This window comes from Paenibacillus melissococcoides (genome assembly GCA_944800085.1).
GTDB lineage: Bacteria > Bacillota > Bacilli > Paenibacillales > Paenibacillaceae > Paenibacillus_B > Paenibacillus_B melissococcoides.
In genome coordinates this window covers 96,177-119,941 of the sequence record CALYLO010000003.1, presented here as the reverse complement: position 1 = coordinate 119,941, position 23,765 = coordinate 96,177, and the positions used below count along the sequence as shown (strand labels likewise).

General features: G+C 57.6%; 21 protein-coding genes. 3 read left to right on the top strand and 18 right to left on the bottom strand.

Annotation, left to right across the window (positions count from 1 at the left end; translation table 11 throughout):
* Nucleotides 1-3 precede the first annotated feature (3 nt).
* The 14 genes from mraY to OCY70_RS12110 form a co-directional block, all read right to left on the bottom strand.
* Complete coding sequence (mraY, locus tag OCY70_RS12175; RefSeq protein WP_213427907.1) at nucleotides 4-966, bottom strand: phospho-N-acetylmuramoyl-pentapeptide-transferase; 963 nt, start codon at nucleotides 964-966, stop codon at nucleotides 4-6.
* A gap of 3 nt (nucleotides 967-969) precedes the next feature.
* On the bottom strand, nucleotides 970-2,394 hold the full coding sequence (locus OCY70_RS12170) for a UDP-N-acetylmuramoyl-tripeptide--D-alanyl-D-alanine ligase (protein ID WP_261944883.1): 1,425 nt from the start codon (nucleotides 2,392-2,394) through the stop codon (nucleotides 970-972).
* Nucleotides 2,391-3,887: a UDP-N-acetylmuramoyl-L-alanyl-D-glutamate--2,6-diaminopimelate ligase gene (locus tag OCY70_RS12165; RefSeq protein WP_213427909.1), complete on the bottom strand. Its 1,497-nt coding sequence runs from the start codon at nucleotides 3,885-3,887 to the stop codon at nucleotides 2,391-2,393. The genes OCY70_RS12170 and OCY70_RS12165 overlap by 4 nt, the downstream gene beginning before the upstream one ends.
* Before the next feature lie 2 nt (nucleotides 3,888-3,889).
* Entirely contained in the window at nucleotides 3,890-5,818 is a 1,929-nt protein-coding gene (locus OCY70_RS12160) for a stage V sporulation protein D (protein ID WP_213427910.1), read from the bottom strand.
* Between the two features lie 69 nt (nucleotides 5,819-5,887).
* A complete protein-coding gene (locus OCY70_RS12155) occupies nucleotides 5,888-8,071 on the bottom strand; it encodes a penicillin-binding protein (RefSeq protein WP_213427937.1) in 2,184 nt (727 codons plus the stop codon).
* Between the two features lie 14 nt (nucleotides 8,072-8,085).
* Nucleotides 8,086-8,472, bottom strand: a complete 387-nt coding sequence (gene ftsL / locus OCY70_RS12150; protein WP_213427911.1) for a cell division protein FtsL — start codon at nucleotides 8,470-8,472, stop codon at nucleotides 8,086-8,088.
* An 18-nt stretch (nucleotides 8,473-8,490) separates the two neighbouring features.
* Nucleotides 8,491-9,441 (bottom strand): 16S rRNA (cytosine(1402)-N(4))-methyltransferase RsmH, encoded by a 951-nt coding sequence (rsmH, locus tag OCY70_RS12145; RefSeq protein WP_213427912.1) that lies wholly within the window; start codon nucleotides 9,439-9,441, stop codon nucleotides 8,491-8,493.
* 328 nt (nucleotides 9,442-9,769) lie between these two features.
* Nucleotides 9,770-10,201 carry a division/cell wall cluster transcriptional repressor MraZ gene (gene mraZ / locus OCY70_RS12140; RefSeq protein WP_213427913.1) on the bottom strand — a complete coding sequence of 144 codons (432 nt, stop codon included), beginning with the start codon at nucleotides 10,199-10,201 and terminating at the stop codon, nucleotides 9,770-9,772.
* A 114-nt stretch (nucleotides 10,202-10,315) separates the two neighbouring features.
* Nucleotides 10,316-10,489 (bottom strand): hypothetical protein, encoded by a 174-nt coding sequence (locus OCY70_RS12135; RefSeq protein ID WP_213427914.1) that lies wholly within the window; start codon nucleotides 10,487-10,489, stop codon nucleotides 10,316-10,318.
* An 864-nt stretch (nucleotides 10,490-11,353) separates the two neighbouring features.
* Nucleotides 11,354-12,625 (bottom strand): adenosylhomocysteinase, encoded by a 1,272-nt coding sequence (locus OCY70_RS12130; RefSeq protein WP_213427916.1) that lies wholly within the window; start codon nucleotides 12,623-12,625, stop codon nucleotides 11,354-11,356.
* A gap of 78 nt (nucleotides 12,626-12,703) precedes the next feature.
* On the bottom strand, nucleotides 12,704-14,332 hold the full coding sequence (bshC, locus tag OCY70_RS12125) for a bacillithiol biosynthesis cysteine-adding enzyme BshC (RefSeq protein ID WP_213427917.1): 1,629 nt from the start codon (nucleotides 14,330-14,332) through the stop codon (nucleotides 12,704-12,706).
* 95 nt (nucleotides 14,333-14,427) lie between these two features.
* On the bottom strand, nucleotides 14,428-14,802 hold the full coding sequence (locus OCY70_RS12120; protein WP_213427918.1) for a DUF3397 domain-containing protein: 375 nt from the start codon (nucleotides 14,800-14,802) through the stop codon (nucleotides 14,428-14,430).
* A gap of 40 nt (nucleotides 14,803-14,842) precedes the next feature.
* Nucleotides 14,843-15,817 carry a ketopantoate reductase family protein gene (locus OCY70_RS12115; RefSeq protein ID WP_213427919.1) on the bottom strand — a complete coding sequence of 325 codons (975 nt, stop codon included), beginning with the start codon at nucleotides 15,815-15,817 and terminating at the stop codon, nucleotides 14,843-14,845.
* 193 nt (nucleotides 15,818-16,010) lie between these two features.
* A complete protein-coding gene (locus tag OCY70_RS12110; RefSeq protein ID WP_213427920.1) occupies nucleotides 16,011-16,655 on the bottom strand; it encodes an RsfA family transcriptional regulator in 645 nt (214 codons plus the stop codon).
* A gap of 338 nt (nucleotides 16,656-16,993) precedes the next feature.
* On the opposite strand from OCY70_RS12110, the gene OCY70_RS12105 reads away from it, so the two are divergent.
* On the top strand, nucleotides 16,994-17,230 hold the full coding sequence (locus tag OCY70_RS12105; protein ID WP_040730274.1) for a DUF2626 domain-containing protein: 237 nt from the start codon (nucleotides 16,994-16,996) through the stop codon (nucleotides 17,228-17,230).
* Nucleotides 17,231-17,360: 130 nt separating this feature from the next.
* Here OCY70_RS12105 and OCY70_RS12100 read toward each other — a convergent pair whose 3' ends face one another.
* Nucleotides 17,361-18,479: a class I SAM-dependent methyltransferase gene (locus tag OCY70_RS12100; protein WP_213427921.1), complete on the bottom strand. Its 1,119-nt coding sequence runs from the start codon at nucleotides 18,477-18,479 to the stop codon at nucleotides 17,361-17,363.
* 221 nt (nucleotides 18,480-18,700) lie between these two features.
* On the opposite strand from OCY70_RS12100, the gene OCY70_RS12095 reads away from it, so the two are divergent.
* Entirely contained in the window at nucleotides 18,701-19,813 is a 1,113-nt protein-coding gene (locus OCY70_RS12095; protein ID WP_213427922.1) for a hypothetical protein, read from the top strand.
* A 28-nt stretch (nucleotides 19,814-19,841) separates the two neighbouring features.
* Here OCY70_RS12095 and OCY70_RS12090 read toward each other — a convergent pair whose 3' ends face one another.
* Both OCY70_RS12090 and OCY70_RS12085 read right to left on the bottom strand, forming a co-directional pair.
* Nucleotides 19,842-21,260, bottom strand: coding sequence for an extracellular solute-binding protein (locus tag OCY70_RS12090; RefSeq protein ID WP_213427923.1), 1,419 nt, complete (start codon nucleotides 21,258-21,260; stop codon nucleotides 19,842-19,844).
* Nucleotides 21,261-21,436: 176 nt separating this feature from the next.
* Nucleotides 21,437-22,765, bottom strand: coding sequence for a PhoH family protein (locus OCY70_RS12085; RefSeq protein WP_213427924.1), 1,329 nt, complete (start codon nucleotides 22,763-22,765; stop codon nucleotides 21,437-21,439).
* Nucleotides 22,766-22,915: 150 nt separating this feature from the next.
* On the opposite strand from OCY70_RS12085, the gene OCY70_RS12080 reads away from it, so the two are divergent.
* A complete protein-coding gene (locus OCY70_RS12080) occupies nucleotides 22,916-23,458 on the top strand; it encodes a YhcN/YlaJ family sporulation lipoprotein (protein ID WP_213427938.1) in 543 nt (180 codons plus the stop codon).
* Between the two features lie 108 nt (nucleotides 23,459-23,566).
* Here OCY70_RS12080 and OCY70_RS12075 read toward each other — a convergent pair whose 3' ends face one another.
* Nucleotides 23,567-23,719, bottom strand: coding sequence for a hypothetical protein (locus OCY70_RS12075; protein WP_213427925.1), 153 nt, complete (start codon nucleotides 23,717-23,719; stop codon nucleotides 23,567-23,569).
* Nucleotides 23,720-23,765 lie beyond the last annotated feature (46 nt).

Below are 23,765 nucleotides of genomic sequence, written 5' to 3'. Positions count from 1 at the left end.
CTGCTACAACCCCTTGTTGATCCATAATCCGAGTCCGGCGAGCACGATGCCCGCGAGCCAGAAGGTGATGACGACGCGCCATTCCGACCAGCCGGACAACTCGAAATGATGATGAATCGGACTCATTTTGAATACGCGCTTGCCTCGCGTCTTGAAGGAGACGACTTGAATCACGACCGACAGCATCTCGATAACGAATATGCCGCCGATAACGAGAAACAGCAGCTCCGTCTTCGTCAAAATGGCAATCGCCCCGATGGCGCCTCCGATGCCGAGCGAACCGGTATCGCCCATGAACACCTTGGCCGGATGCGCATTGAAGACGAGGAAACCGAGCACGGCGCCGATCATGGCTGCCGCGCACACCGCGGCCGCGATCTCGGACAGCTGCATCGCGATCAGCGCGAAGGCCGCCAGCGCGATCGCGCTTGTGCCGGAGAGCAGGCCGTCCAGGCCGTCCGTGAAATTGACCGCATTGCTGATCGCCAGCATCATCAAAATGATGAACGGATAATAGAACCAACCGAGGTCAAGGCCCCACGACGTGCCCGGAACCGCCAGCACGGTGCTGTGATCCGACTGCCACAGCAGCACGCAAATCACGGCGGAGCACGCCAGCTGCCCGATCAGCTTCTGTCTCGCGGTCAGGCCGAGAGAACGCTTGAACACGATTTTGATATAATCGTCAAGAAATCCAATCAGTCCGAAGCCGAGCGTCGCGATGAGCAGCACATAAAAATCAATGTCGGTTACCGAAAATTTCAAAAAAGCAAGCGTGAAGGCGAGCAAAATAATGGCGCCGCCCATCGTAGGGGTGCCTGCTTTTTTCAAATGGCCTTGCGGGCCGTCATCGCGGACCTGCTGTCCGAACTTGAGTCTGCGAAGCAGCGGAATGGTTAGCGGACCGAGGATGACAGCCAAGATGAAAGATACGCCCATTGTCATTAACATCAATTTGATGTCCAATCCCTACACCTCCCGTGGCCCCACAGACGAATCCGTGTTACGGATCCAGTCATTTACAACTTCTTCAAGTTTCATTCCCCGGGATGCCTTGACGAGCACGATATCGCCGGGTCTCACTTCTTGCTTCAAATATGCTTTCAAAGACATTTTATCTTGGAACGGGCGCACGGCCTCGGCAGGCAGCGAGCCGCGGGCTCCTTCGGCGATATGTCTGCCCAATTCGCCGTACGTGAGCAGCAGATCGACCGTATCCGGGGTAAGCTCCGCTCCGATCTCGTAATGGAGCGCCGCTTCCTGCGGTCCCAGCTCCAGCATGTCGGCCAGCACGGCGATGCGCCGCCCGCCCTTCATGTCGGCCAGCACGTACAAGGCCGCCCGCATCGAGGTCGGGTTCGCATTGTACGCGTCATTCAGCACGATCCAGCCCTGCGGCGTGACATGACGCTCGAAGCGCATGCCGCTGATGCGCGCCCCGGCCAGTCCGGCGGCAATCTGTTCGTCCGTCAGGCCGAAGCGGCGTCCAACCGCCAGAGCGGCCATGGCGTTCATCACATTATGCTGCCCCAGCAGCGGGATGCGGAAGACAGCCTCGCCTTGTCCGCCAGCGGAAGGCACGGCGAATGCGGTGCCGCTGCCGTCGCCGCTCATGCGCGACAGCCGCAGCTCGCATCGTTCGCCCACACCGAAGCGGAGCAAGCGGATGCGCTCCCCCGGCTCCCGTTCGGACAGCGCCAGATCGACAAGCGGTTCGTCCCCGTGGCAGACGAGCAAGCCGCCGTCGCGCAGCCCGGCCGTAATCTCCAGCTTCGCCCGGGCGATCTCCTCCCTGCTGCCGAGCTGGAGCAGATGAGCGTCCCCGATATTGGTGATGACGGCCAGGTCCGGTCTCGCCAGCTTCGAGAGCAGCTCGATCTCTCCCCGGCCGCTCATGCCCATCTCGAGCACCGCAATCTCCGTCTCCGGCGGCATCGAGAGCACCGTCAGCGGAAGCCCGATATGATTGTTGAAGTTCCCATCGGTCTTATGTACCCGATATCGTTGCGACAAGACGGACGCAACCAGATCCTTGGTCGTCGTCTTGCCGTTGCTCCCGGTAACGGCGACCACCTGGACCCAGGCTTCCGCGAGATAAGCGGCGGCCAGCCGCTGCAGCGCTGCATACGTGTCCTCCACGATAATCAGCGGCGCGGAAGCGCCGGGAAGCGCCCGATCATCCTGCCAGAGCGATCCGGCCGCCCCGGCGCTTAGCGTCTCCTCCATATAAGCATGGCCGTCGAATCGTTCGCCGGCGAGAGGAACGAACAGCCCTCCGGGCAGCACGGAGCGGGAATCGGTAAATACGCCGCGCACCTTCGCCGAGCCTGCGGACGGATCCGCCAACGTCCCGCCGCACAGCTCCGCTATATGTTCCAAGGTTGTCTCTATCACTGCACTTTTCCCCTTATCGCTTCTTTTGCTACCAAGCGGTCATCGAAATCAAAGGTTTCGCGGCCGATAATCTGATAGGTCTCATGCCCTTTCCCCGCAATCAATACTACATCGATCGGGCTTGCCATATCAATAGCCTTCGCAATGGCGGCTCTTCGGTCAACGATGCATTCATAACGGTCACGGCTGACCTTCATCTCCGTCAGCCCCCGTTCGATATCCTCGAGAATCCGGTCCGGATTCTCGGTGCGCGGATTGTCGGACGTAATAATAGAGTAGTCGGCATATCGGGCCGAAATCTGGCCCATAATCGGCCGCTTCGTCCGATCGCGGTCCCCGCCGCAGCCGAATACGGATATGATGCGGCCTTCGGCGAATTCCTTGACGCTCTGCAGCACGTTCTCAAGGCCGTCCGGCGTATGCGCGTAATCGACGATGACCGTATACGGCTGTCCGGCCTCCACGGCCTCGACACGCCCGGCCACGCCCGGCACCGCTTCGAGGCTGGCGCAAATGTCGTCCAGCGCGATGCCTTCAATCAGCCCGACCGCGATGGCGGCGAGCGCGTTGCAGACATTGAACTTGCCGACCATGCGAAGCTGCACGTCGGCCGATCCGCGGAACGTATGGACGCGGAAGCTCGTTCCCTTGCCGTTCATGCGGATGTCCTCCGCCCGAATATCGGCGGACGCCGACAAGCCGTACGTCAGCGTCTCTGCGGCGGTCAGCTTGGCGAAATGCGCCGATGCCGGATCGTCCGCGTTCAACACGGCATAGGAACGCTCCGCCTCTTGCTCGGCGAACGTGTTCCCGAGCCGGGAGAACAGCAAGCCCTTGGCGTCGCGGTACGACTCCATCGTCTCATGGTAATCGAGATGATCCTGAGTCAGGTTCGTAAATACGGCTGTCCGGAAGCGGCAGCCTTCCACGCGGCCTTGGTCGAGCGCATGAGAAGACACCTCCATCGCGACCGCCCCCACGCCGCAGTCGGCCATATCCCGCAGCGAACGCTGGAGCTCAAGCGCATTCGGCGTCGTGCCCGACATCGGCAGCTTGCGCCCGTCATAGCGCATCTCGATCGTGCCGATCACGCCGCTTTTGCGGCCTGCATCGGTCAATATCCGCTCTATCAGATAAGTCGTCGTCGTCTTGCCGTTCGTTCCCGTCACGCCGATCAGCTTCAAGTCCCGGCTCGGCGAACGGTAGAAGGCATCAGCCAGCACCGCTAACGCATGGCGGGCCTGGCGGACGATAATCTGGGGAACGGCAAGCGGCAGCTCCCGCTCCACGACAAGCGCCGCCGCTCCCTTGTCCACGGCCTGCTCCGCATAACGGTGGCCGTCATCCGCCGTGCCCGAGACGCAGAAGAACAGATCGCCCGGCCGGACCTGGCGTGAATCGACCGCCAATCCGGTCACCACCGTAGCTTCGTCTCCTGTACATTTCACATTCAGCATTCGCTTGCATGCTTCGGACAATCGCATTTCCTGCATAGTTATTCCTCCGTCTCCGTGCCCATGTAGATGCGGATCGTCGATCCCCGCTCCACACGGGTTCCCGGCTTGGGCGCCTGGTGTATGACCGTATTGCCCGTGCCGGATTTGGCTAGTTGAAAATTCATGTTCATGTCTTCGTAAATATCGGTCAACGTCTTGCCGACCAGATTGGGAACCGCCACAATCGGCGTCTCATTGTATCTATATTCGCGGGGTACTTGTTTCTGACGCGGTTCCACTCCCATATAATGGAGCGCGTCCTCCATGATGCGCTTGACGATAGGAGCGGCAATCAGCCCCCCGAACTGAATCCCTTGCGGATCGTCCACCGCCGTATAGATGACGATCTTCGGATCGTCCGCCGGCGCGAACCCGACAAAAGATACGATATGCTCATTCGGCGAATAACGTCCGTTCACAACCTTTTGCGCCGTGCCCGTTTTTCCTCCGACCCGGTAGCCGTCGATGAACGCGTTGCGTCCCGAGCCTTGGGCGACGACATGCTCCAGCGCGTCCCGCACCTTCGCCGACGTCTCCGGAGAGATGACCTGCCGGACCAGTTCCGGCTCGACTTCGTCGATGATCATCCCCGTCTCGGGATGCTCGAACGACTTCGCCACATGCGGACGGTACAGCTTCCCTCCGTTAATCGTCGCCGAGACGGCCGCAATCTGCTGGATCGGCGTCACCGATACGCCCTGTCCGAACGAGGTCGTCGCCAATTCGACCGGGCCGACCCGGTTCAGCTTGAACAAAATCCCCGTCGCTTCCCCGCTCAGGTCAATGCCCGATTTTTGGCCGAAGCCAAAATTCCGTATGTACTCAAACAGCGTCTCCTTGCCTAACCGCTGTCCCAGCGTCACAAAGCCGGGGTTGCATGAATTGCCGACCACCTCGAGGAAGGTCTGGCTGCCGTGGCCGCCTCTCTTCCAGCAGCGGAGCCGAGCTCCCCCGACCTCGATGCTCCCGGGGTCAAAGAAATGCTCGTTGTACAAATCGACCTTGCCTTCCTCGAGCGCCGCGGCGAGCGTAATGATCTTGAAAGTAGACCCTGGCTCGTACGTCATCCAGATCGGCAGGTTGCGGTTATACACCTCCGAGGAATACTCCTTGTACCGCGCCGGTTCATAATTCGGGCGGCTCGCCATCGCCAATATCTCGCCGTTGTTCGGATCCATCGCAATCGAGATGACATGCTTCGGCTTCAATTCGAGCATCGCCTGATCAAGTTCCCGCTCCATTATTGTCTGTATTTGCTTGTCAATCGTCAATTGCAAATTTAATCCATCTCGCGGCGGGGCGTACGTCTCCGAGGAATTCGGCATCTGGCGGCCCTTCGCGTCGGACAGGTAAGACACGCTTCCCTGCAGCCCGCTAAGGGCGTCATTGTACCTCTGCTCGATGCCCGTCAGCCCTTGATTGTCGATGCCGGTAAAGCCGAGAATATGGGAGGCCAGATCCCCAAAGGGATAATATCTTTTATTATCCTCTGCCACAACAATGCCGGGCAAGTTCATTTCCCGGACCTGCTGGGCCGTTTCCAGCGATATTTTGCGGCCTCCCGGCTTAATATGGACGATAGACCTGCGTACCTTAATCATTTGTTCGACATCTTCCGTTTTCATTTGCAGCACCGGTGCCAGCCGGGCAGCCGTCGCCGCGGCATCCTGAATCTGGGCGGGAACGGCCATAATCGTCGGCGAAGTCACGTTATAGGCCAGACGCACCCCGTTCCGATCGAGCACTTCCCCGCGCTTGGCCGTAACCGGGATGTCTCTGCGCCACAGCTCCTCCGCCTTGGCCGTAATTTCCCCGCCCTCCCACAGCTGGACATAGGCAAGACGAACGACGAGCGCTAGAAAGCCAAGAGACACGAGTCCGGTGCCGATGAACAGCCGCTTGCGGACCGTGACACTGGATAATTTCACGGTAACCCCTCCTTTGTCCCACTTGGGTTCATAACCAACCTATTCGGGACAACCAGGGGATAGAACAAGCTATGGCCTTCTAGGCTCCAATTTTATGTCGACGACGCGCTTGCCGTTGTCGGTCGAGGCTTTCTGCTCGGTCACGTAGCCTTCGCCCTCGATCCGCACCTCGATGCCCAGCAGCGAGGCGATTTCCATGACATCGCGCAGCGATTTGCCTTTCATATCCGGCATTTTCAGATTTTCCGGCTCGTCGGTCAGCAGGTAGACCCGCTGTCCGGAGCCCAAATATTCGCCCGGCGCCGGGAACTGGCGCTTCACTTCCTTGCCTGCGCCGACCGTCTGGAAGACGATACCCTGCTCGGCCAGCCGCTTCTTCGCTTCATGCGGCTTCAGCCCCTGGATGTTCGGCGCCTTGACCAGCCGGGTCGCGCCTTCGGATTTGCCCTCCTCGCCCTGCTTCATCTCATGGGATGTCGGCACGCCCATATAGCGCAGCGATTTGGAGACGATATTTTTGAAAATAATCGGCGAGACGAAGCCGCCGCCTTCCCAATATTTCTGCGGATCGTCGACGACGACGATGACGGCGATGCGGGGATCCTCCACCGGAGCGAAGCCGACGAAGGACACGACCGCGCGCGTCGTATCGTACTCCCCGTTAATAACCTTGAGCGCGGTTCCCGTCTTGCCCGCGACCCGGTAGCCTTCGATATAAGCGTTCTTCCCGGTGCCGATCTCCTGATCTGCGACGACCTGCTCCAGATATTCGCTGACCTGCTTTGCAATCTCCGGATCGATCACTTGCCGCACCACTTCCGGCTCCCGCTCGGTCACTTCGCCAGTCACCGGGTCCTCGATCTTCTTCACGATATGCGGCTTCATCAGCTTGCCGCCGTTCGCCACCGCCGAGACGGCCATAATCTGCTGAATCGGCGTCACTTTAATCTGGCCGTGGCCGTACGAAGCCGCCACGACGTCTGCCGGATATTGGAACTGAACGAAGCCCTCGTATTCCCATGGAATCTCGACGCCCGTCTTTTGCCCGAAGCCGAACTTGTCGATATAGGACTTGAACCGCTCCTCCTTCAGCATCTCGAAGCCGAGCTTGATGAAGGCGACGTTACTGGAACGCTTCAAGCCTTCCAGATAGGTGATCGTGCCCCATGACGTACTGACGTCGTGAACCTCGCGTCCGCCCGCATAAATTTTCCCCGATTGGAAATAGGCATCCGGATCGAACAAGCCTTCCTGAACCGCCGCCGCGAGCGTCACGATCTTGAACGTCGATCCCGGCTCATAGCCGCCCTGCACCGCCGGGTTGAAAAAGGCGCGCTCATTGTCAAAATCCCAATACGAATTCGGATTGAACGACGGCCTGTTCGCCAGGCCTAAAATGTCGCCGGTCTTCGGATCCGCGGCGATAACCGTAATCGTATGCGGGGAATATTCATTGTACACCTTCCGGATCTCTTCCTCGATATACTGCTGGATCGTGCGATCGATCGTCAAATAGAGATTGTCCCCGTCCCGGGCCGGCGTGTATACCTCTGACGCCTTGGGGAGCTTGTTGCCCATCCGGTCCTTCTCGTACTGGATTGACCCGGCTATGCCGGCCAATTGCTCATTATACAGCTCCTCGATGCCGCCGACCGGTTTTCCGTTTTTGTCGGTATAACCTAGGACGTGCGCGGCCAGATTGTTTTTGGCATAGAACCGCTTTACCTCCGGCATCAGATACAGCCCGATATCCTGCAGCTTGGTCTTTTCCTTGAGCGACTCCGTGAAGTCGCGCAGCTTCTGCGCGGTCTCCTCCTCGATCTTCCAGCCCTCGTTCCGCACCTCGCGATGAACCAAATACTTTCCGGTCTCCGGGCTCTTTTTGCGGACAATGTCATAGAGCTCGTTCTCCGGCTTGCCCAGCACCTTGTGGAGCTCTTGGACGATAAGCCGCTCCACGTCAATATCATCCTCGACCAGTTTATCCTCTGTTTTTAACTCCTGAATCAAGCTCGGATTGACCGCGACCGTATACGCAGGGGCATCCATGGCGAGCACTTCCCCGTTCTGATCATAGATCGTCCCGCGGACCGGCTCGAGGGTCTGCTCCGTCGACCACGAATTTTTCGCCAGCTCCATCCAAAAATCTTGATTCCACACTTGATACCAAAACAGTCGGGTCACGATGACAATAAAAAAGAGGGTGAATAAGCCCCCGATTGTCAACGTGCGCAACTTGATTCGTTTGACCATCTTCATCCCTCGATTCAATCCCCTATGGCTTGTTTGTATACTTGGATCTCTAGCGGCGTGTCCGGAAATACCAGCCCGTTCTTCCGCGCGATCTCTTCAACCCGTTTCCAGTCCGACAGCTTCTCGACTTCTACTCTCAATACGGAGGTCTGATCCTGCAGCGATACCGTTTCCCGCTTCAAATTCTGGATATTCCGGTTCATGTCGTAGATCTGGGCATATCGCCCGATAAGCACGAGCGCTACGGCCGTGCACAATAGAATGGTCAGCAGATACAACAGCTTCTCCCTCGTCGGCAATGTGTTCTTGCGGACGACGGTCTTCGTTGTCTGGCGAACCTTGGGCCTCGGCTGCTGCTGTCTCTCCGGCCGGACGGCCAAATTACCGCGAGTATAAGCCATCTTCTGCTCTCCCCCTCATTACAATTTCTCGGCAACCCGTAATCTCGCGGAGCGAGAACGCGGGTTGCGCTCCAACTCTTCCGCGCCCGGAACAATCGGCTTGCGCTTAGGCAAAGTCAAAAAATCCTCCTTGCCGCAGGCGCACATCGGCAGATCCGGCGGACAAGTGCAGCGGTTCATATACTGGTTGAATGTCTGCTTGCATATCCGATCCTCCAAGGAATGGAAGGTAATGACAGCGACCCTTCCGCCCGGCTTCAAGCAACGGATGGCTTGATGGAGCGCCTGCTCGAACGCGCCCAGCTCGTCGTTGACGGCGATGCGGAGCGCCTGGAAGCTGCGCTTGGCCGGATGGCCTCCGGTCCTTCGGGCTGCCGCCGGAATCCCGGCCTTGACCAGCTCGGCCAGCTCGCCGGTCGTCTCGATCGGATGATCCGCCCTCGCCTCCGCGATGCGGCGGGCGATGCGGCGCGAAAATTTCTCTTCCCCATACTCGAACAGGATGCGGGCGATCTTCTCTTCGGACCACTCGTTCACAATCTCGCGGGCCGTCAGCGAAGTGCTCCGATCCATCCGCATGTCCAGCGGCGCGTCATGCTGATAGCTGAAGCCGCGCTCTCCTTCATCAAGCTGCGGCGACGATACCCCGAGATCGAACAGAATGCCGTCTACCTGCGGCACCCCATCAAGAAGCGGCGCCTCTGCCTGACGCAGCGCGTCCTCGATATGGCGGAAATTCGTCTTGATCAACGTCACCCGATCGAGGTAGGGAGCCAGCACGTTCGCGGCATTGTCCAGAGCCCAATCGTCCTGATCGAGCGCGATCAGCCGGCCGTCCGCGGACAGCATGGATGCAATGGCCGAGCTATGCCCTGCCCCTCCCAGCGTGCAATCGACATAGATGCCGTCAGGGCGCACATTCAGCCCGTTCACAGCCTCCTCTTTTAACACCGTTATATGGTGAAACACATGTTATTCCTCCTAGTTTTTCCTGTTCCCGTCTAAGTTGTCTTTCATCTTGTCACGGTTCGCTACCCCTAGAAATAGAAGTTCAAAAGGCCGGTTTTCAGCACCGAGAAGGTTGCAAGAACTCGAAGCCTAGGCTTTCGAAGCGAGTTTTGCTGCGCAAAACTTGTGAGGAGCAGCGCAGTGTAGGCAAGACTACATGAGCAGCTACAATGTTTCCGTAGGAAACATACTTCGGAAGCATATGCTTTTCAAGAGTGAATGCAAGATTCGATGCCGAGATACTGCCTGCATCACTTCGTGATCAAAAGCGGACTTTTTGAACAACCACTCAAAAATCAAAGTCAACCAATGTCTCGGCTATTTCTTCAAAGGTGGACGCGGACTGCTGCATATATTGTTCCCAAGCGTCCTTGCTCCAAATCTCCACCCGGCTCTGCACGCCGATAATCATGCATTCCTTGTCCAGCTTGGCATGCTGGCGCAGGTGGGCGGGAATGTTGATCCGGCCCTGCTTGTCCCACTCGCATTCGGTGGCGCCGGAGAAGAAAAAGCGGGTAAACGCCCGCGCGTCCGCCTTCATCAAGGGAAGGGCCTTCAATTTCGCTTCGAGCAGCCCCCATTCTTCCATCGGGTAGACGAACAGACATTGATCCAGGCCGCGCGTGAGTATGAAGGTGGAGCCCAAGGAGTCACGCAGCTTGGCGGGAATGATCAGGCGGCCTTTGTCATCGATGCTATGTTGATATTCACCCATGAACATCTGCCACCACTCCTCCCCCTAAATCCACCACGATGCCCCACTTTCCCCCACAACAAAAGAATACTTCGCCGTAAATATAAAAAATCCTGCTTGTCAGCAGGATTTTTATTTCTGTTACTTTTTGTTCCCGGTATCGGCTTCAGCGCTTATTGCTTCATCCTGCGGGTGCCGCCGCCGGCCTCTTCTCCGCTTCACAAGCAGCACAGTCTCATAGGGATGGGTCGACATGGCCGCATGATTATCGAAATACCGCTTGCGCCCGACGAGCTGCTCGATTTCCGACTGCACGGAACCGAGCTCGCTGGAGAACTGTACCTTCCCTGCGGAAGTGCGGGCGGGCTTTGACTGATATAAAAAAAGGGGCCAACAGCCTGAAAACTGCACGATTTCTCAAAACACGTCGATTCGGTAGGCGAAATCCGCAAAACTGCCTTCCAGACACTCCTATCCGGTAGGCTAATCCACAAAACCGCTTTCCAGACACTCCTATCCGGTAGGCGAAATAGGCAAAACTGCATGATTTCTCAAGACACGCCTATTCGGGAAGCAAAATCCTGCTTAAATAAAGCAATTCGATAGGGACGACTTCAGCAGAAAGGGAATCCTGCAAAACTGCAGCAATTTCACCCGTTTCCCTTCGACTTGGAGCAAAAGGGCCTAAAATGATGTAGATGTGCAGCATTTCCTCGGGATGTGGACTCATTGAGCTGAAATTTCTGTAAATAGCAGTAATTCCCTCCACATGTTCAAGCCCCAGGAGGCAACGATGTCTCTGGAAGGCAATGATACCTCCAGGAGGCGACGATGTCTCCAGAAAGCGATGATGCCCCAGGATCCGACGCAGTCTCTTGGTTCCCGTAAATCGGGCTGTTGAGAAAGTCATGGGGATTTTCGGCACTTCATTTTTATGGGATGGATCTCGTCTCTCAATAGAAAAAATCGCGATTGAAAACGCTCAGAGTGCCAAGTTTTGATCCAAAAATGATTCGTTTCAAGATGTTCCTCTTCATATTCTAACCTGACCAAAAACAGAAACAAGGCGGAAGACCTGCTTCCTCCCCCAAAAAATTTATAAATTCTATAATATCCAAAAAACCGCCCTGTTCTTCGCTTTGAATGAAGCAAAGAAAAGGGCGGCCCGTAACGCGGCTATTACTGCTCTTGCCAGCTCGCTAAATACGATTGCTGTTCAGCAGACAGCGTGTCGATCGAAATGCCGAGCGACTCCAGCTTGAAGCGGGCGACCTGCTCATCCAGTTCGTACGGCACATTGACAACCTTGCTGCCGATGCGCTCGTAGTGCTCGTTCACATATTTCAGCGACAGCGCCTGCAGGGCAAATGTCATATCCATAATCTCTGCCGGGTGCCCGTCCCCCGCTGCCAGGTTGACGAGGCGGCCTTCCGCCAGCAGATAAATGCTGCGTCCGTCCTTCAGCTTGTATTCTTCGATATTTTTGCGGACCGTGCGCACATTCTGCGCGCGCGCTTCCAGCTCCGGCTTGTTCACTTCCACATCGAAATGGCCGGCGTTGGACAAAATCGCGCCATCCTTCATCACGTCGTAATGCTCGCCGCGAATGACATCGCGGTTCCCCGTGACCGTCACGAAAATATCGCCTGCGCGAGCCGCTTCGCTCATCGGAAGCACGGTGAATCCGTCCATGTACGCTTCGACGGCCTTAATGGCGTCGATCTCCGTCACGACGACGTTCGCGCCGAGGCCTTTCGCGCGCATCGCCACGCCCTTGCCGCACCAGCCATAACCGACGACGACGACCGTCTTGCCGGCCACGACGAGATTCGTTGTCCGGTTGATGCCGTCCCACACCGATTGGCCTGTGCCGTACCGGTTGTCGAACAAGTATTTGCAGAAGGCGTCATTGACGGCGACCATCGGGAATTGGAGCGTGCCCTCCTTCTCCATCGCCTTCAGACGGAGAATGCCTGTCGTCGTCTCCTCGGCGCCGCCGCGCACCCGCTCGCGCAGATCCGGACGCTCCGAATGCAGAATCGAGATCAGATCGCCGCCGTCGTCGATAATCAGGTCCGGCTTCGTCTCCAGCGTGCGCAGAAGCAGCTGCTTGTATTCTTCCGGTTCCGGATTGTACTTCGCATAGACAGTAATACCGTCTTCAACCAGCGCGGCACAGACATCGTCCTGCGTCGACAACGGGTTGCTGCCGGTAATCGTCACATCCGCGCCGCCGGCCTGAACGACCTTGGCCAGGTAGGCCGTCTTCGCTTCCAGATGGAGCGAGATCGCCACCTTCAAGCCCTTGAACGGCTGCTCCGCTTCGAATTGCTTGCGAATCCGGTTCAGCACCGGCATATGGGCTTGCACCCAATCGATCTTCAACTGCCCTTCAGGGGCCAATGCAATGTTGCGGATAATGCTTTGGTCCGCTGCTTTTGTCTGACTCATCCTCTACACCCTTCCCTTCTTGTTATAGCTATCGTATTCAGCAGATGCGCACCCGTTGACCCGGATAGGCGGCCATGGTTACAACGCAACCAAGCGGTTCTCCCCGTTCCACAGCACGGGAGCTTCCATGAGCGGCTTGAACCAGCCGTCCCCGTAGCGGCAGGCATACATCAGCATATTGTAGACGCGCTCCTGCGGCCGATCCTGCGGATAGAGCGTCAGCCTCATCCGCTCCCATTGGCGAAGACCCGATTCATGCTGCTTCTGGAGCGCATCCTTCGCCCGGTGGTGCAGGAAGTCGATCTGCTCCAGCACCTTCGTCCGGTTCGTGTCCCCCAGGCGGCCGAGCGCGGGGAGCGCCTCGTTCAGCCGGGCAAGCAGCTCTTCATAGCGGGCATCGACATCATGGCGAAGCGAAGCGAACTGTTCATCGAGCCCCAGTTCATCCTGAGCCGTCAGCCACGCTTCCTTCCTCTCCTCATAATGCCCGATGATGTCTTCGGCCGTCAATTCATATTTCCCGAGCAGCTTGTTCACGGTCCCTTCCAGGCAGGTGAAGCCCATGCGCGGCCAGAGCAGCGGCATCCGCATGCCGAGCGCGCGGAAAGCCTCCTTCGTCTGCGCCCAGTACGCAATCTCGCCGGGACCGAGGACGGTGGCCAGCACCGGGAACAAATATTCCTGCATCAACGGGCGGGTCAGCACATTATTGCTCAACAGATGGGGCGCCGCTTCGGCGGCAGCCATCAGCTCATCCTCGCTGCGGAGCAGCGTCCGGTGCCGGTCGGTAAAGCCTCCCTCTTCCTTGAACAGCAGATGCCGCTCTCCCTCGTGAATCAGGAACAGATTCGCTCCGTTCTCGGCGCGGTCCGCCTGAGTCGGGAAGCCGCGCGAAGCCAGCTCGCGCTCGCTCTGGCCATAGGCCTGTCTCAGCCGGTCATTCTGCGCGATGAGGCTGCGGAACATCGGGCCTTCGACCTCGCGCAGCTCCGGATCGGCCGAATCGAGGAACACGAGGCCGTAGGATCCGAACATGCTTCCGAGCAGCACGGCGCACGCATCGGTAAGCGACGCGCCCCCGGCCGAAGCTTCCCGCACCCGCTCCATCAGCCCCGGCTTGAACTCCGTAGGGGGAAGCAAGGCGTCCACCTCGTTCAATACCGCTTCCCATTGCTCCTCATCCAGCCGAATGCTGCTGACCGGCGCTCGCGTTCCCTCCCTCTTCTCCACCCGGACCCGGGCGACAGAAGGCTCCGGCGTGAGGAAGCACGCATGATTCACTTCATCGAAGTCATGATCCTCTCCCGCGATCCAGAAGATCGGAATGACCGGACGGCCCAGTCTCGCCTCCGCCTCCTGGGCCATGCGGATCATCGATACCGCCTTGTAGACGACGAGCAGCGGGCCGGTAAACAACCCGCCCTGCTGTCCGCCGACGACGACGAGCGCGTCGTCCCGCTCCAGCCGATCCAGCGATGCCGCCACGGCCGGATGATCGTTCCTTGCCTTGTTATATCGGCGCAGGACGGAGACAAGCCGCTTGCGATCCGCCCGCGGATGCGCCGCTTCATCCACCCAGCGGACGCGCGCCTCCCAATCGCGATCCGGATGGTATTCATATAGCGATTCGATAATCGCTTCGTCCCGATCTATGTATCGTCTTGCCAATGATTGCTGTATAGGTATGTTCAATATAGGCCAAGTCATGTAAGCCGCCTCCTCTGTCTATCGTCTCGATTGTACACAACGCGGCTTGGGTACGTCAAAGGAGACTCTGCTTGGGCAGGCGCTTCCCGAAGGGGCTACACGCTCGCGACATATGCGATAATGCCGATGAGGAGCAGAATGATGTATAGGATGCTGAGAATGAAGAAGGCCAGTCTCCAGATTGTCCTCGCCATCCGCTGGACATGAATTTTGCCGTATTTGCGGTGCTGAAGACCGCCAAGCAAGCCGATGGCAAGGAGCAGCATGAGACAGATCCAATAAAATCCGGCGGAAGAGCCTGTTACCGTATTATAGAGGCCCCCAACCGATGCGATAAGGAAGAATGTCGTCACGTCCATCGCCAGCATGAACGCTTTTTTCTTGGGCCTGACCCAGTAGGAGCCGGCAATCCACACGATGATGAACGGAAAAAACGGCAGTGCCGATAAAAATACGAAAATGGTATACATGGGCGGTGTGACTCACTCCTTTGGACAGAAGAAGTAGATGCTAGCGGTGTCTTGGCTCGGCAGCCCGGATCAAGCGGTATATCGTCCGATGCAGCGGGGTTCCGGCTCCATGGCGCTTGCCGAGCCGGATAACCGCGCCCGTTATCGCCTCGCATTCCGTCGGCCGGCCGGCCAATATATCTTGCAGCATGGAAGAGGTGTTGCCGGCCGTAAGGCGGCACACGTCCATAATCCGCTTCCATGCGTCCTCTTCATTCACCGGGATGCCGGCGGCATGATAGACCCTGGCCGCTTCCCCCAACAAATCCCGCATAAGCTCGATCCGTTCCGCCTTGTCCAGCAATTCGCCGTTTTTGACGCGCAGCAGCGCGGTCAGCGGATTGATGACGGCGTTGACGAGCAGCTTTTGATAGACCATGTCTTCGATGTTGTTCGACACAAACGCCTCAATTCCTGCCTTTTCCAACAAGTTCTTCGCAGAAATGCAGGAAAAATTCAAGGCATGAGCCCGCGCGTCCTCCTCGGCCGCTGCCGGGCCGATCCAGGTTGCCCCGGATCCGGTATGACGTATCCGGTTCGCGCCCTCTCTGGCGGCGGCCTCCGTCGTAACCGCGACCGCAAGCGAGCGGGAAGGCCATACCCCCGCCAACGCTTCGGCATGGCCGACCCCGTTCTGGAAGCAGACGAGGGTGGCGTTAGCCTGGCGCGGCATCTCCCCCAGCGCCGCGAGCAGCTCGGGTCCGATATGCGTCTGCTTCACGAACAGCCATACCATCCCGGCCTCCAAGCCATGGCGGCTCAGCCGGGTTGGCGCCAACGGAAGCGGGAACGCTTCTATCCCTTGATAATGGGATCGCTCCCCTGACATCTCCGCCACCTCGAAGCCTTCGGCGCGGATCTTCTCCGCCTGCTCCTCCGTTCTCGTCCACAGCCGGACCCCGGCCTGCCTGCCGGCCAGCAGCCGCCCCGCGAACAAGAGGCCGAGCGCGCCTCCCCCGATAATATCGACAATCATGTTCGTCTCTCTCCTTCTTCCGATCTTCTATCGGCTCGTTCTCGTTATATATGAATGATTGAGCACGCACTATCAGTGTTCTTGTTATATCAAAGAATCCGCAAAAACACAAAAAAAGCGCCAAGTGAGAGAATTCTCTCGCCAGGTGCTTTCCTTGCGCCGTCCTGCCTATGCCGGGGACGGAAGCCGGATCCTATTCGATTCGCTCCAAATTGCCGTTGGCGTCCATCCGGAACCGCGTCTTCACATCATCGTCTTCCTCGCTCAGGATAGCCAGCCGGCGGGCACGGTCCATAATTTGAATGAGCGCTTTATAATCATCGTTCACCGTACGGTAGTCGGTCTCTACCACGTTCACTTGCTTGGAGAGCTCCTCATTTTCCCGCTGCAGTCGAGCGCAATATTCTTCCTTTTCTTGCAGCTCTTTTTCCATGTGCTTGATTTGGCGGGTCATTTCCTGCACATTGTTGCGCATCTGGCGCAAATAGCGGATAACCATGTCCATCGACAATGATTCTTCCGTCAACATCTCGCCTTTCAAATCGGCGTCTTCTCCCTCTTGCAGCGTAAGAGAGGCGACCTGAGCGCCCAGCGGCTGCTTTTTCAAATAATTGCGCTTCTGCCGCTGCGCTTTGGCGAGCTGTATCGCCGCCTCGTACTTTTTGCGGACGCAGCTGTTCCAACGGAATCCGCACGCTGCGGACGTGCGTCCAATCTTTTCTCCCACTTCCTCAAAAGCGGCCAACTGGGTACTGCCTTCCCGGATGTGCCGAAGTGTAACTTCCGCTAAAATCAAATCATCATCTGCGGTCCATGCATCTTGCCTTATTGCTGTCATGAAATAACCTCCTAACGACTTCCATCATTCATATCGGTCGCAAGCAGCTACGCCGCGTTCGCCATCCGATTATCGGAGCGGAGTATACTGCCCTTGAAATAACCGCTTATTCCATCTCTATGCCCATGCTAGATTTCATAGAATCTATCGGATACTAAAATGTATATCCATTTTTCCTAGGAAACATACGTGCGGGTGTCCATGCTTTATATCACATTTATGAAGATCTGAACAAATTATTTGGTTTTTCGTCACGGTTAATCGTTTACATAACCAATTGCGAACGCTATAATATCATTAGAAAAGTGGGACCGATCGTAACGAGAGGAGGATGAATCGTGGCACGAATGTATCGCGTACTCGGCTTCTGGACATTAGTCATCGGTCTAATGGCGTTTGCTGGAGACATGATCGAGATGGCTCTGCTCTTCTTCATGCAGACCGCCTTCTTTGTGTTGTTGGGATATCTGAAATTGTCCGAGCGTACATATATACTTCTGTTCTGGGGGTACATGCTTGTATGCTTCACCGGCTTCTCTTACTGGACCGTATTCGTAATGGGCAAGCCATTCTAAGGCGGCTACGCCGAGGTGACGATTCAGGATCTGCTGATGAGCAGCACATAACAGATACGGCCGAAGCCTTCGGGCTTCGGCCGTTCTTTATTTTCAGGCAATCTCCGCTTGCCGTCCGCGGCGCCGGCGGCTAAGCGGAAGCATCCCGCGCCAGCAGCAGCACGCGGAACCGTTCGCTCAAGTGATCGCTCAGGAGCAGCTGCCGGATCGCCCGGTTGCGGCGCGCTTCCGGACTGAACGGATCGGGCTGCGCATGATCGACCAGTTCCTGCAGCAGACCTTGCTCCAGCAGGAAGGCTTGCTGCGTCATGTAATTCCGGATCAGCGCCCCGGCTTCGAGGGCGGCCTGTTGACAGACGCTGAAATCGACCATAGCCGTTATATCCTGCTCGCCGATATGTATCCACGGGTTGTCATGGGCACGGTGCCGGTGATAGCACAGCAGCGTCCCGTCGGCGCGATGCTCCGCCGTCAATTCCTCCGTTACATCGCCATAATCGATGAAGATGAATTCCGCCTCGGATGCCTGACGGAGCATCGTGCCGAGCCAGCCGCTCATGGCGATGCCGGCGTCGCAGATCCGGCCCTCCGGCAGCTCGATCCGATATCGGTTCAGCCACCGCTTCACTTCCGGTTCTGCCGGAAGCCAGACAGGAAGGAAGCTCTGCTCCGCTTCCTCCCAGACAACGAAGCATTGCTCGATCTGTCCGCCGGATGCGCGGATGCGCTCGACCGGGAATGCATCGAGCAGCTCGTTCGCGAGGACGAAGAGCCGGCTCCCCCCCGCCTCGCGCCGATAATCGGCCTCGGTCCACCAGGAGACGGGGAGGTCTTCGCCGCTCAGCCGCTCCTTGGCCAACTGCGCATGATAGGGACTCGCTTCCACGATGGCATACCTGCAGCCGTTGCAGCGATCGCGGCGCAGGCGCTCGTTGATGTGTCCGGCCAAGCGGCCGTTGCCCGCTCCCCACTCGACGATCGTGAACGTGTCCGGCGCCCAGCCTCTCTCTGCGGCCTGGCGCTGAATATAGACCGCGATCATCTCTCCCATCGCGCTCCCCACGTTCGAGCTCGTATAGAAATCGCCCGCCTTGCCGATTTTGGGGCGGCTTGACATGTAATAGCCGCCTTCCGGATGGTACAGGCAGCTTTCCATCAAGGCCGAAAAGGGAATGGCTGCCTTGGCGGAATCGCGGATGCGATCAATTAGATATTGAATGAGAATGGAATTAGAAGGATAATGAGACATGGCAACCATCCTTTCTATTCTTGCGAAAAATAGACCATGCTCGACCGGGACTTGGCGCCTTCCGTGCCCTGCCGGCGGCCCGATGCCGGGTCACGCAGCGGCGGAATGGCCGTGTGCCCTTTCCCGGTCCCGCCCCGCATACGGAGCCGGGAAAAAGGTCATATCCCGTCTGGACAAGACATACGATGAGTTGTGCATATCGTTTGTAAGGGGGGAACCCGATGTCACTGGCACAGCGTGCGCGCTATGCGCTGTTGGGACTCGCATTCATACTTCTCTTCTCCATTGCGGTGCCCGGTGCCACTCGTGCGGAATCGACGGTTCATACAGGCTGGAGCAAGGAACCGACCGAAGCGGAGCGCAAGCTGCTCCAGCAGAGCTTGTCGGTCACCGAGCTTAACAAAGAGATCGAGCGTATCGCCGCGAAGGAGTCGGCCGCGGCGGGAGAGCGCCGCCAGACGGAAGACGCCCTGCGCAAGCAGGCGGCCGCCTTCGATCAGAAGCGGGAGCAGGCGGGCCGCGTGCTCCGCGCCTACTATATGGGAGAGCGCGACATGTTGCTTCAGGCTCTGCTCTCCGCCCGCGACGAACACTCTATCTGGCTGCTGTTCGATTACTATCAGTTCCTGTTCAAGACCGATCAAGAACTATTGGAGACGTATTCCGAGCAATTGCAAAATCTGAACCGGCTTCGCGATACGTTAGCCCGCACGGAACGGGAATTGTCGCAGGTCAAGGAACAGCTTATCCGGCAGCGCGACAGAGTGAACGCCCTGCAGCGGGAGCTTGATTCCAATCTGGCGAACAGCAGCGATCCGGAAGCGATGAGCCGGCTTATCCAGGAGTTCACCTCCTATTGGCAGAACATCGGCATGTATGAGGTGCGCCGCCATTTCCGCGCCCTCGCCGATGCGATGCAGAAGCTGCCGGAATTCGTGAAGAAGAGCGGCAATCTGCAAATCGATGGTACTAAGTATACCATTACGATCCAGGAGGAAGAACTGAATCAGTTTTTGCGCGAGCAGGATCCGATTTTCGAGCAGTTCTTCTTCCGCTTCCAGGAAGGTTCGGTATCCGCCGAAGGGGAGAGCGCCGGACTGAGCGTATTCGTTCAAGGCCATTATACGCTGGAGAGCAAGCCTGAGAATATGATGCTGTTCCATGTCGACCGCCTGATGTTCAATGGCCTGGAGCTGCCGGATACGACCCGCTCGCAATTGGAAGAGGAATTCGATCTCGGCTTCTATCCGCAGCGGCTGGTCTCGTTCATCGAAGCCACCGATGTGATCGTGGAAGACAAGCGGATGACGGTCAATCTGTCCATGAAATGGTAAGCAACGCAAACAACCATCAATCGAGGCTTCATTGCCGGTTGATGGTTGTTGTGTTCTCCGTCTCTGCGTTCATATGCTGCATCCATTCCAACTGCAGTTGCTTCGTCGTGAGCCGCCCGGCCATCCAGCGGCCGGCGGCCCCGGACCATCGCTCCAGCCCTTCCGCCTCCTTGTATACATGGCGCTTCCCTTCCTGCTTCGGCCGAAACGGCTCCGGCAGCAGCCGCTCGCCGCTCTGCGAGAGATACGCTTGCTCATGAACGGGAAGGACGGACAGCGTATCAAGCCATTCCTGCTGGACAGGCCATTGGGTCATATAAGCGATCCAGCGTTTTGCCTCCTGCTCCGCTTCCGTATGCGACGCCAGGACATAGCTGCGGCTCGTCACCCATTGTCCCGCCGGCGGCGAAGCCTCCCCGGCCGGCTCGACGGCCAGCGGAGCGCTCGCTTCCAGCGCCGCTTCCGAATACGGGACGATCGCGAAGGCGATCTCTCCCGCCTTCAGCTTCTCCCACGTATCCATGTGGCTCGATTCCGCGCTCCAGGGCTGGAAATGCGCCAGATACGGCTCGAGCTCCGGCAGCGTCTGCTTCCACCGGACCTCAGAGGCCTCGGTGCTGTCTTCCTGCCTCCCGGCCCATTCCGGACCCCGGGGAGCTGCCGCAAAGTCCGGATGAAGCAAGCCAAGCCTCCAGAAGAGCGAGAGCAAGGCCCGGTTATCTTCCTCATGCCACGCGAACCATTGCTGCGGCAGCCGATCGCCCGCCTCCGGAGGGATAGCCGGCGGCGGAATGATGGCGGACGTAGGCTGGTTGTCCGGCGCTTCCGGCAGCGCCTCGGCCTTTGCCGGCGCATTCTCGTCGAACAGCCGCTTCCACCCGCTCCAATCGCTGGGCAGAACGGAGGAGCCCCCGGCGGATTTCACTATATTTTTGTTCCACACGAGCACATAAGGATCCAGTTGAACCGGCATGCCCCAGGCATAACCGTTCCACCGCACCCGGTCGCTTAACCATGCCGGCACCGCGTCCCCCCCGCTCATCGACGGATCCAGCGGCAGAATCCAGCCTTTTCGCGCATACGGGATGACCGATTCACTGTCAAGCAGTAAAATATCGGCTCTCTGCTCCATCTGCATCGCCTTCGGCCACTCTTCCTCTACCTGCTGAGCGGAACTGTTCACCAGCTCGACGTAAATGCCGGTCTCGTCCATGAACATCTGGTTCAAGCGCCGAAGCTGGATGAAGGACATCGGCGTGAGCTGCACCGTCACCTTCAATTGCTTCAACGGCTTGGGGCCCGCGCTGTCCGGCGACGGTTTCACGTCGGTGTCCGGAGAGGCAGCCTGCTCGGCCTGCTGCGGGACGCTGCCGCTGAACTGGAACAACAACAGCAGCGATACGAAGACCATCATGATCGTAACCAGCGTTTTTTTGAATTGCGGCATCGCCCTCTCCCTTCCGTCCGTACCTCACTTCTCCTGATATCTATTGTAGCACCGTTGGCCTACGTTGTCCTTACCCTGGAATCCGATCATGGCAAAATAATAAGCCCGGAGCACTATTTCGCCCCGGGCCGTTCCTGTCCAGCCTGTGACGCGCCGGCTGCGTCTGTCGTGAAGATTTACAGCAAATCGGCCGCAATCTGGGCAAGGCGAGATCGCTCCCCCTTCTCAAGCGTCACATGGCCGCTGATCGCCTCGGCTTTGAAGCGTTCCACCAGATGAGTCAGGCCATTGCTCGCCGCATCGAGATACGGATGGTCAATCTGTGCCGGATCGCCCATCAGTATAATTTTACTGCCTTCTCCCACCCGGGAGACAATCGTCTTGACCTCATGCTTGGATAAATTTTGCGCCTCGTCGATAATAATGAATTGTCCCGGAATGGAGCGGCCACGAATGTAGGTCAGCGCCTCCACCTGAATGTTGTTCATGCCGACCAGGATTTTGTCGATATCCCCGGATTTTTTCGTATCGAACAGGAACTCCAGATTATCGTAAATCGGCTGCATCCACGGGCGCAGCTTCTCCTCCTTCTCGCCGGGCAAATATCCGATATCCTTGCCCATGGGCACGACCGGCCGCGCAATCAGCAGCTTCTTGTACCTCCGCTCATCTTCCACCTTCATCAGCCCGGCGGCCAACGCCAGAAGCGTCTTCCCCGTGCCCGCTTTCCCGGTCAGCGTCACCAGAGGAATGTCGTCGTTGAACAGCAGTTCGAGCGCCATCCGCTGCTGGGCGTTGCGCGCCGTAATTCCCCATACCGGATCATTGCTCAAATAGAGCGGCTCCAGCTTGGTGGCCTCGGCATTGACCTTGAGCAAGGCCGATTTGCTCGTGCCGATCTCGTCCTTCAAAATGACGAATTGATGCGGATGCAGCCGCAGACCGAGCTGCTTCAACTGGAGCATCCGGCAAGAGTAGAATTCATCGATAATGCCGGGGTGAACATGAACGGAGAACAGCCCGCTGTATAATTCATCTTCCGATTGAACCGTCCGGTCGGACAAATAGTCTTCGGTATGCAATCCAAGCACATCGGCCTTAATCCGGACAAGCACATCCTTGCTGACGAGAATGACCTCCGCCGGATGCTCGGCATGCTTTTGCTCCAATTGATAATTCAGGGCGACGGCCAGGATGCGGTTATCGTTGGATACCTCTCCGAACATTTCCTGCACCTTGACGAAGCTGCGATGATTCAATTCCACCTTCAGCGTGCCTCCGTTGGGGAGCCGGACGCCATGATGCAGATGACCGTGTTCCCGCAAGCCGTCCAGCAGCCGCGAGACGGTTCTCGCATTGCGTCCGAGTTCATCGGCATTGCGTTTTTTGGAATCCATTTCTTCGAGCACGACAGCAGGAATGATCACTTCATTGTCTTGAAAAGCAAACAGCGCATTCGGATCATGCAGCAGCACGTTCGTATCCAATACAAATATTTTGCTCATTGGATTCTCCTTTCGCCGAACAGACCGTTCCAAGAGGGAGGGCATGGCGATTCATTTTTGCATTACATAAAAAATGCCGCGGCCGTTCACACTATACTCAATCGGAAGTCTCATTTTTTAGGGTCAAACAAAAGGAAAGGTTGATACGTGATGCATAGATTGCTGGTTGCTATCGTGATCGTAGGAATGCTCGCCGGATGCGGCAATGCGAACAGGCAAGCGACACCGGGAGGTTACGCGGGAGGTCAGGCTCAGCCGATCCAGGACGGCAAGGGCAACATTCAAGACGCGGGGGCGGTAAGCCAACATCTGGCCAATCTGGCCCGCAAAGTTCCCGGCGTCAAAAACGCAAACTGCGTCGTCTTCGGAAATACGGCGATCGTCGGCATTGATGTCGATTCCGGGATGGAACGCTCCCGCGTAGGAACAGTAAAATATTCCGTGGCCGAGGCCTTGAGCAAGGATAAGTATGGAGCCAACGCGCTTGTGACGGCCGATATGGACATTAATGCAAGACTTCGCGAGATGGCCGCCGATATTCGGCAGGGCCGGCCGATATCCGGCTTCGCGAACGAGCTCGCCGATATTGTGGGACGCATCGTTCCGCAAATTCCGAATGACGTCAAGCAGATCGAGTCGAATGTGCCGGAACCGGCCCCGACGGACGGAGCCCGCTCCCAGCAGGCGCGGTAACGCCAGCCGTCAGCCGCAGCGGCCAAGGCAAGATAAGGACGCGGCTGCAGCCGTTCCAGACAGGACAATAGCCAACGTTCCTAAATACAGCAAAAAGCCTAGTATGCACTAGGCTTTTTGCATGGGCGCCGATCTCGTCCCATCCATAGGCGCGCGCCGGCTGGAGGCCTCGTCGGCGTCGTGCGGCAGCAGGCCGCTGCCCGGCAAGTTCAGCATTCTATCCTGCTGTCCATCGTGCATCGCGGCTGGCTGCTTCGGCATGGCTTCGACCTCCTACACAAGTTCGCTCCCTGTCACTCTATTGTAT

Bases quoted from the DNA above. Each gene is read 5' to 3' on its own strand.
- OCY70_RS12165 (WP_213427909.1), bottom strand. From the start codon at position 3,887: ATGCAGGAAATGCGATTGTCCGAAGCATGCAAGCGAATGCTGAATGTG.
- OCY70_RS12155 (WP_213427937.1), bottom strand. From the start codon at position 8,071: ATGGTCAAACGAATCAAGTTGCGCACGTTGACAATCGGGGGCTTATTC.
- ftsL (WP_213427911.1), bottom strand. From the start codon at position 8,472: ATGGCTTATACTCGCGGTAATTTGGCCGTCCGGCCGGAGAGACAGCAG.
- mraZ (WP_213427913.1), bottom strand. From the start codon at position 10,201: ATGTTCATGGGTGAATATCAACATAGCATCGATGACAAAGGCCGCCTG.
- OCY70_RS12130 (WP_213427916.1), bottom strand. From the start codon at position 12,625: ATGAGTCAGACAAAAGCAGCGGACCAAAGCATTATCCGCAACATTGCA.
- bshC (WP_213427917.1), bottom strand. From the start codon at position 14,332: ATGACTTGGCCTATATTGAACATACCTATACAGCAATCATTGGCAAGA.
- OCY70_RS12120 (WP_213427918.1), bottom strand. From the start codon at position 14,802: ATGTATACCATTTTCGTATTTTTATCGGCACTGCCGTTTTTTCCGTTC.
- OCY70_RS12115 (WP_213427919.1), bottom strand. From the start codon at position 15,817: ATGATTGTCGATATTATCGGGGGAGGCGCGCTCGGCCTCTTGTTCGCG.
- OCY70_RS12110 (WP_213427920.1), bottom strand. From the start codon at position 16,655: ATGACAGCAATAAGGCAAGATGCATGGACCGCAGATGATGATTTGATT.
- OCY70_RS12100 (WP_213427921.1), bottom strand. From the start codon at position 18,479: ATGTCTCATTATCCTTCTAATTCCATTCTCATTCAATATCTAATTGAT.
- OCY70_RS12095 (WP_213427922.1), top strand. From the start codon at position 18,701: ATGTCACTGGCACAGCGTGCGCGCTATGCGCTGTTGGGACTCGCATTC.
- OCY70_RS12090 (WP_213427923.1), bottom strand. From the start codon at position 21,260: ATGCCGCAATTCAAAAAAACGCTGGTTACGATCATGATGGTCTTCGTA.
- OCY70_RS12085 (WP_213427924.1), bottom strand. From the start codon at position 22,765: ATGAGCAAAATATTTGTATTGGATACGAACGTGCTGCTGCATGATCCG.
- OCY70_RS12080 (WP_213427938.1), top strand. From the start codon at position 22,916: ATGCATAGATTGCTGGTTGCTATCGTGATCGTAGGAATGCTCGCCGGA.
- OCY70_RS12075 (WP_213427925.1), bottom strand. From the start codon at position 23,719: ATGCCGAAGCAGCCAGCCGCGATGCACGATGGACAGCAGGATAGAATG.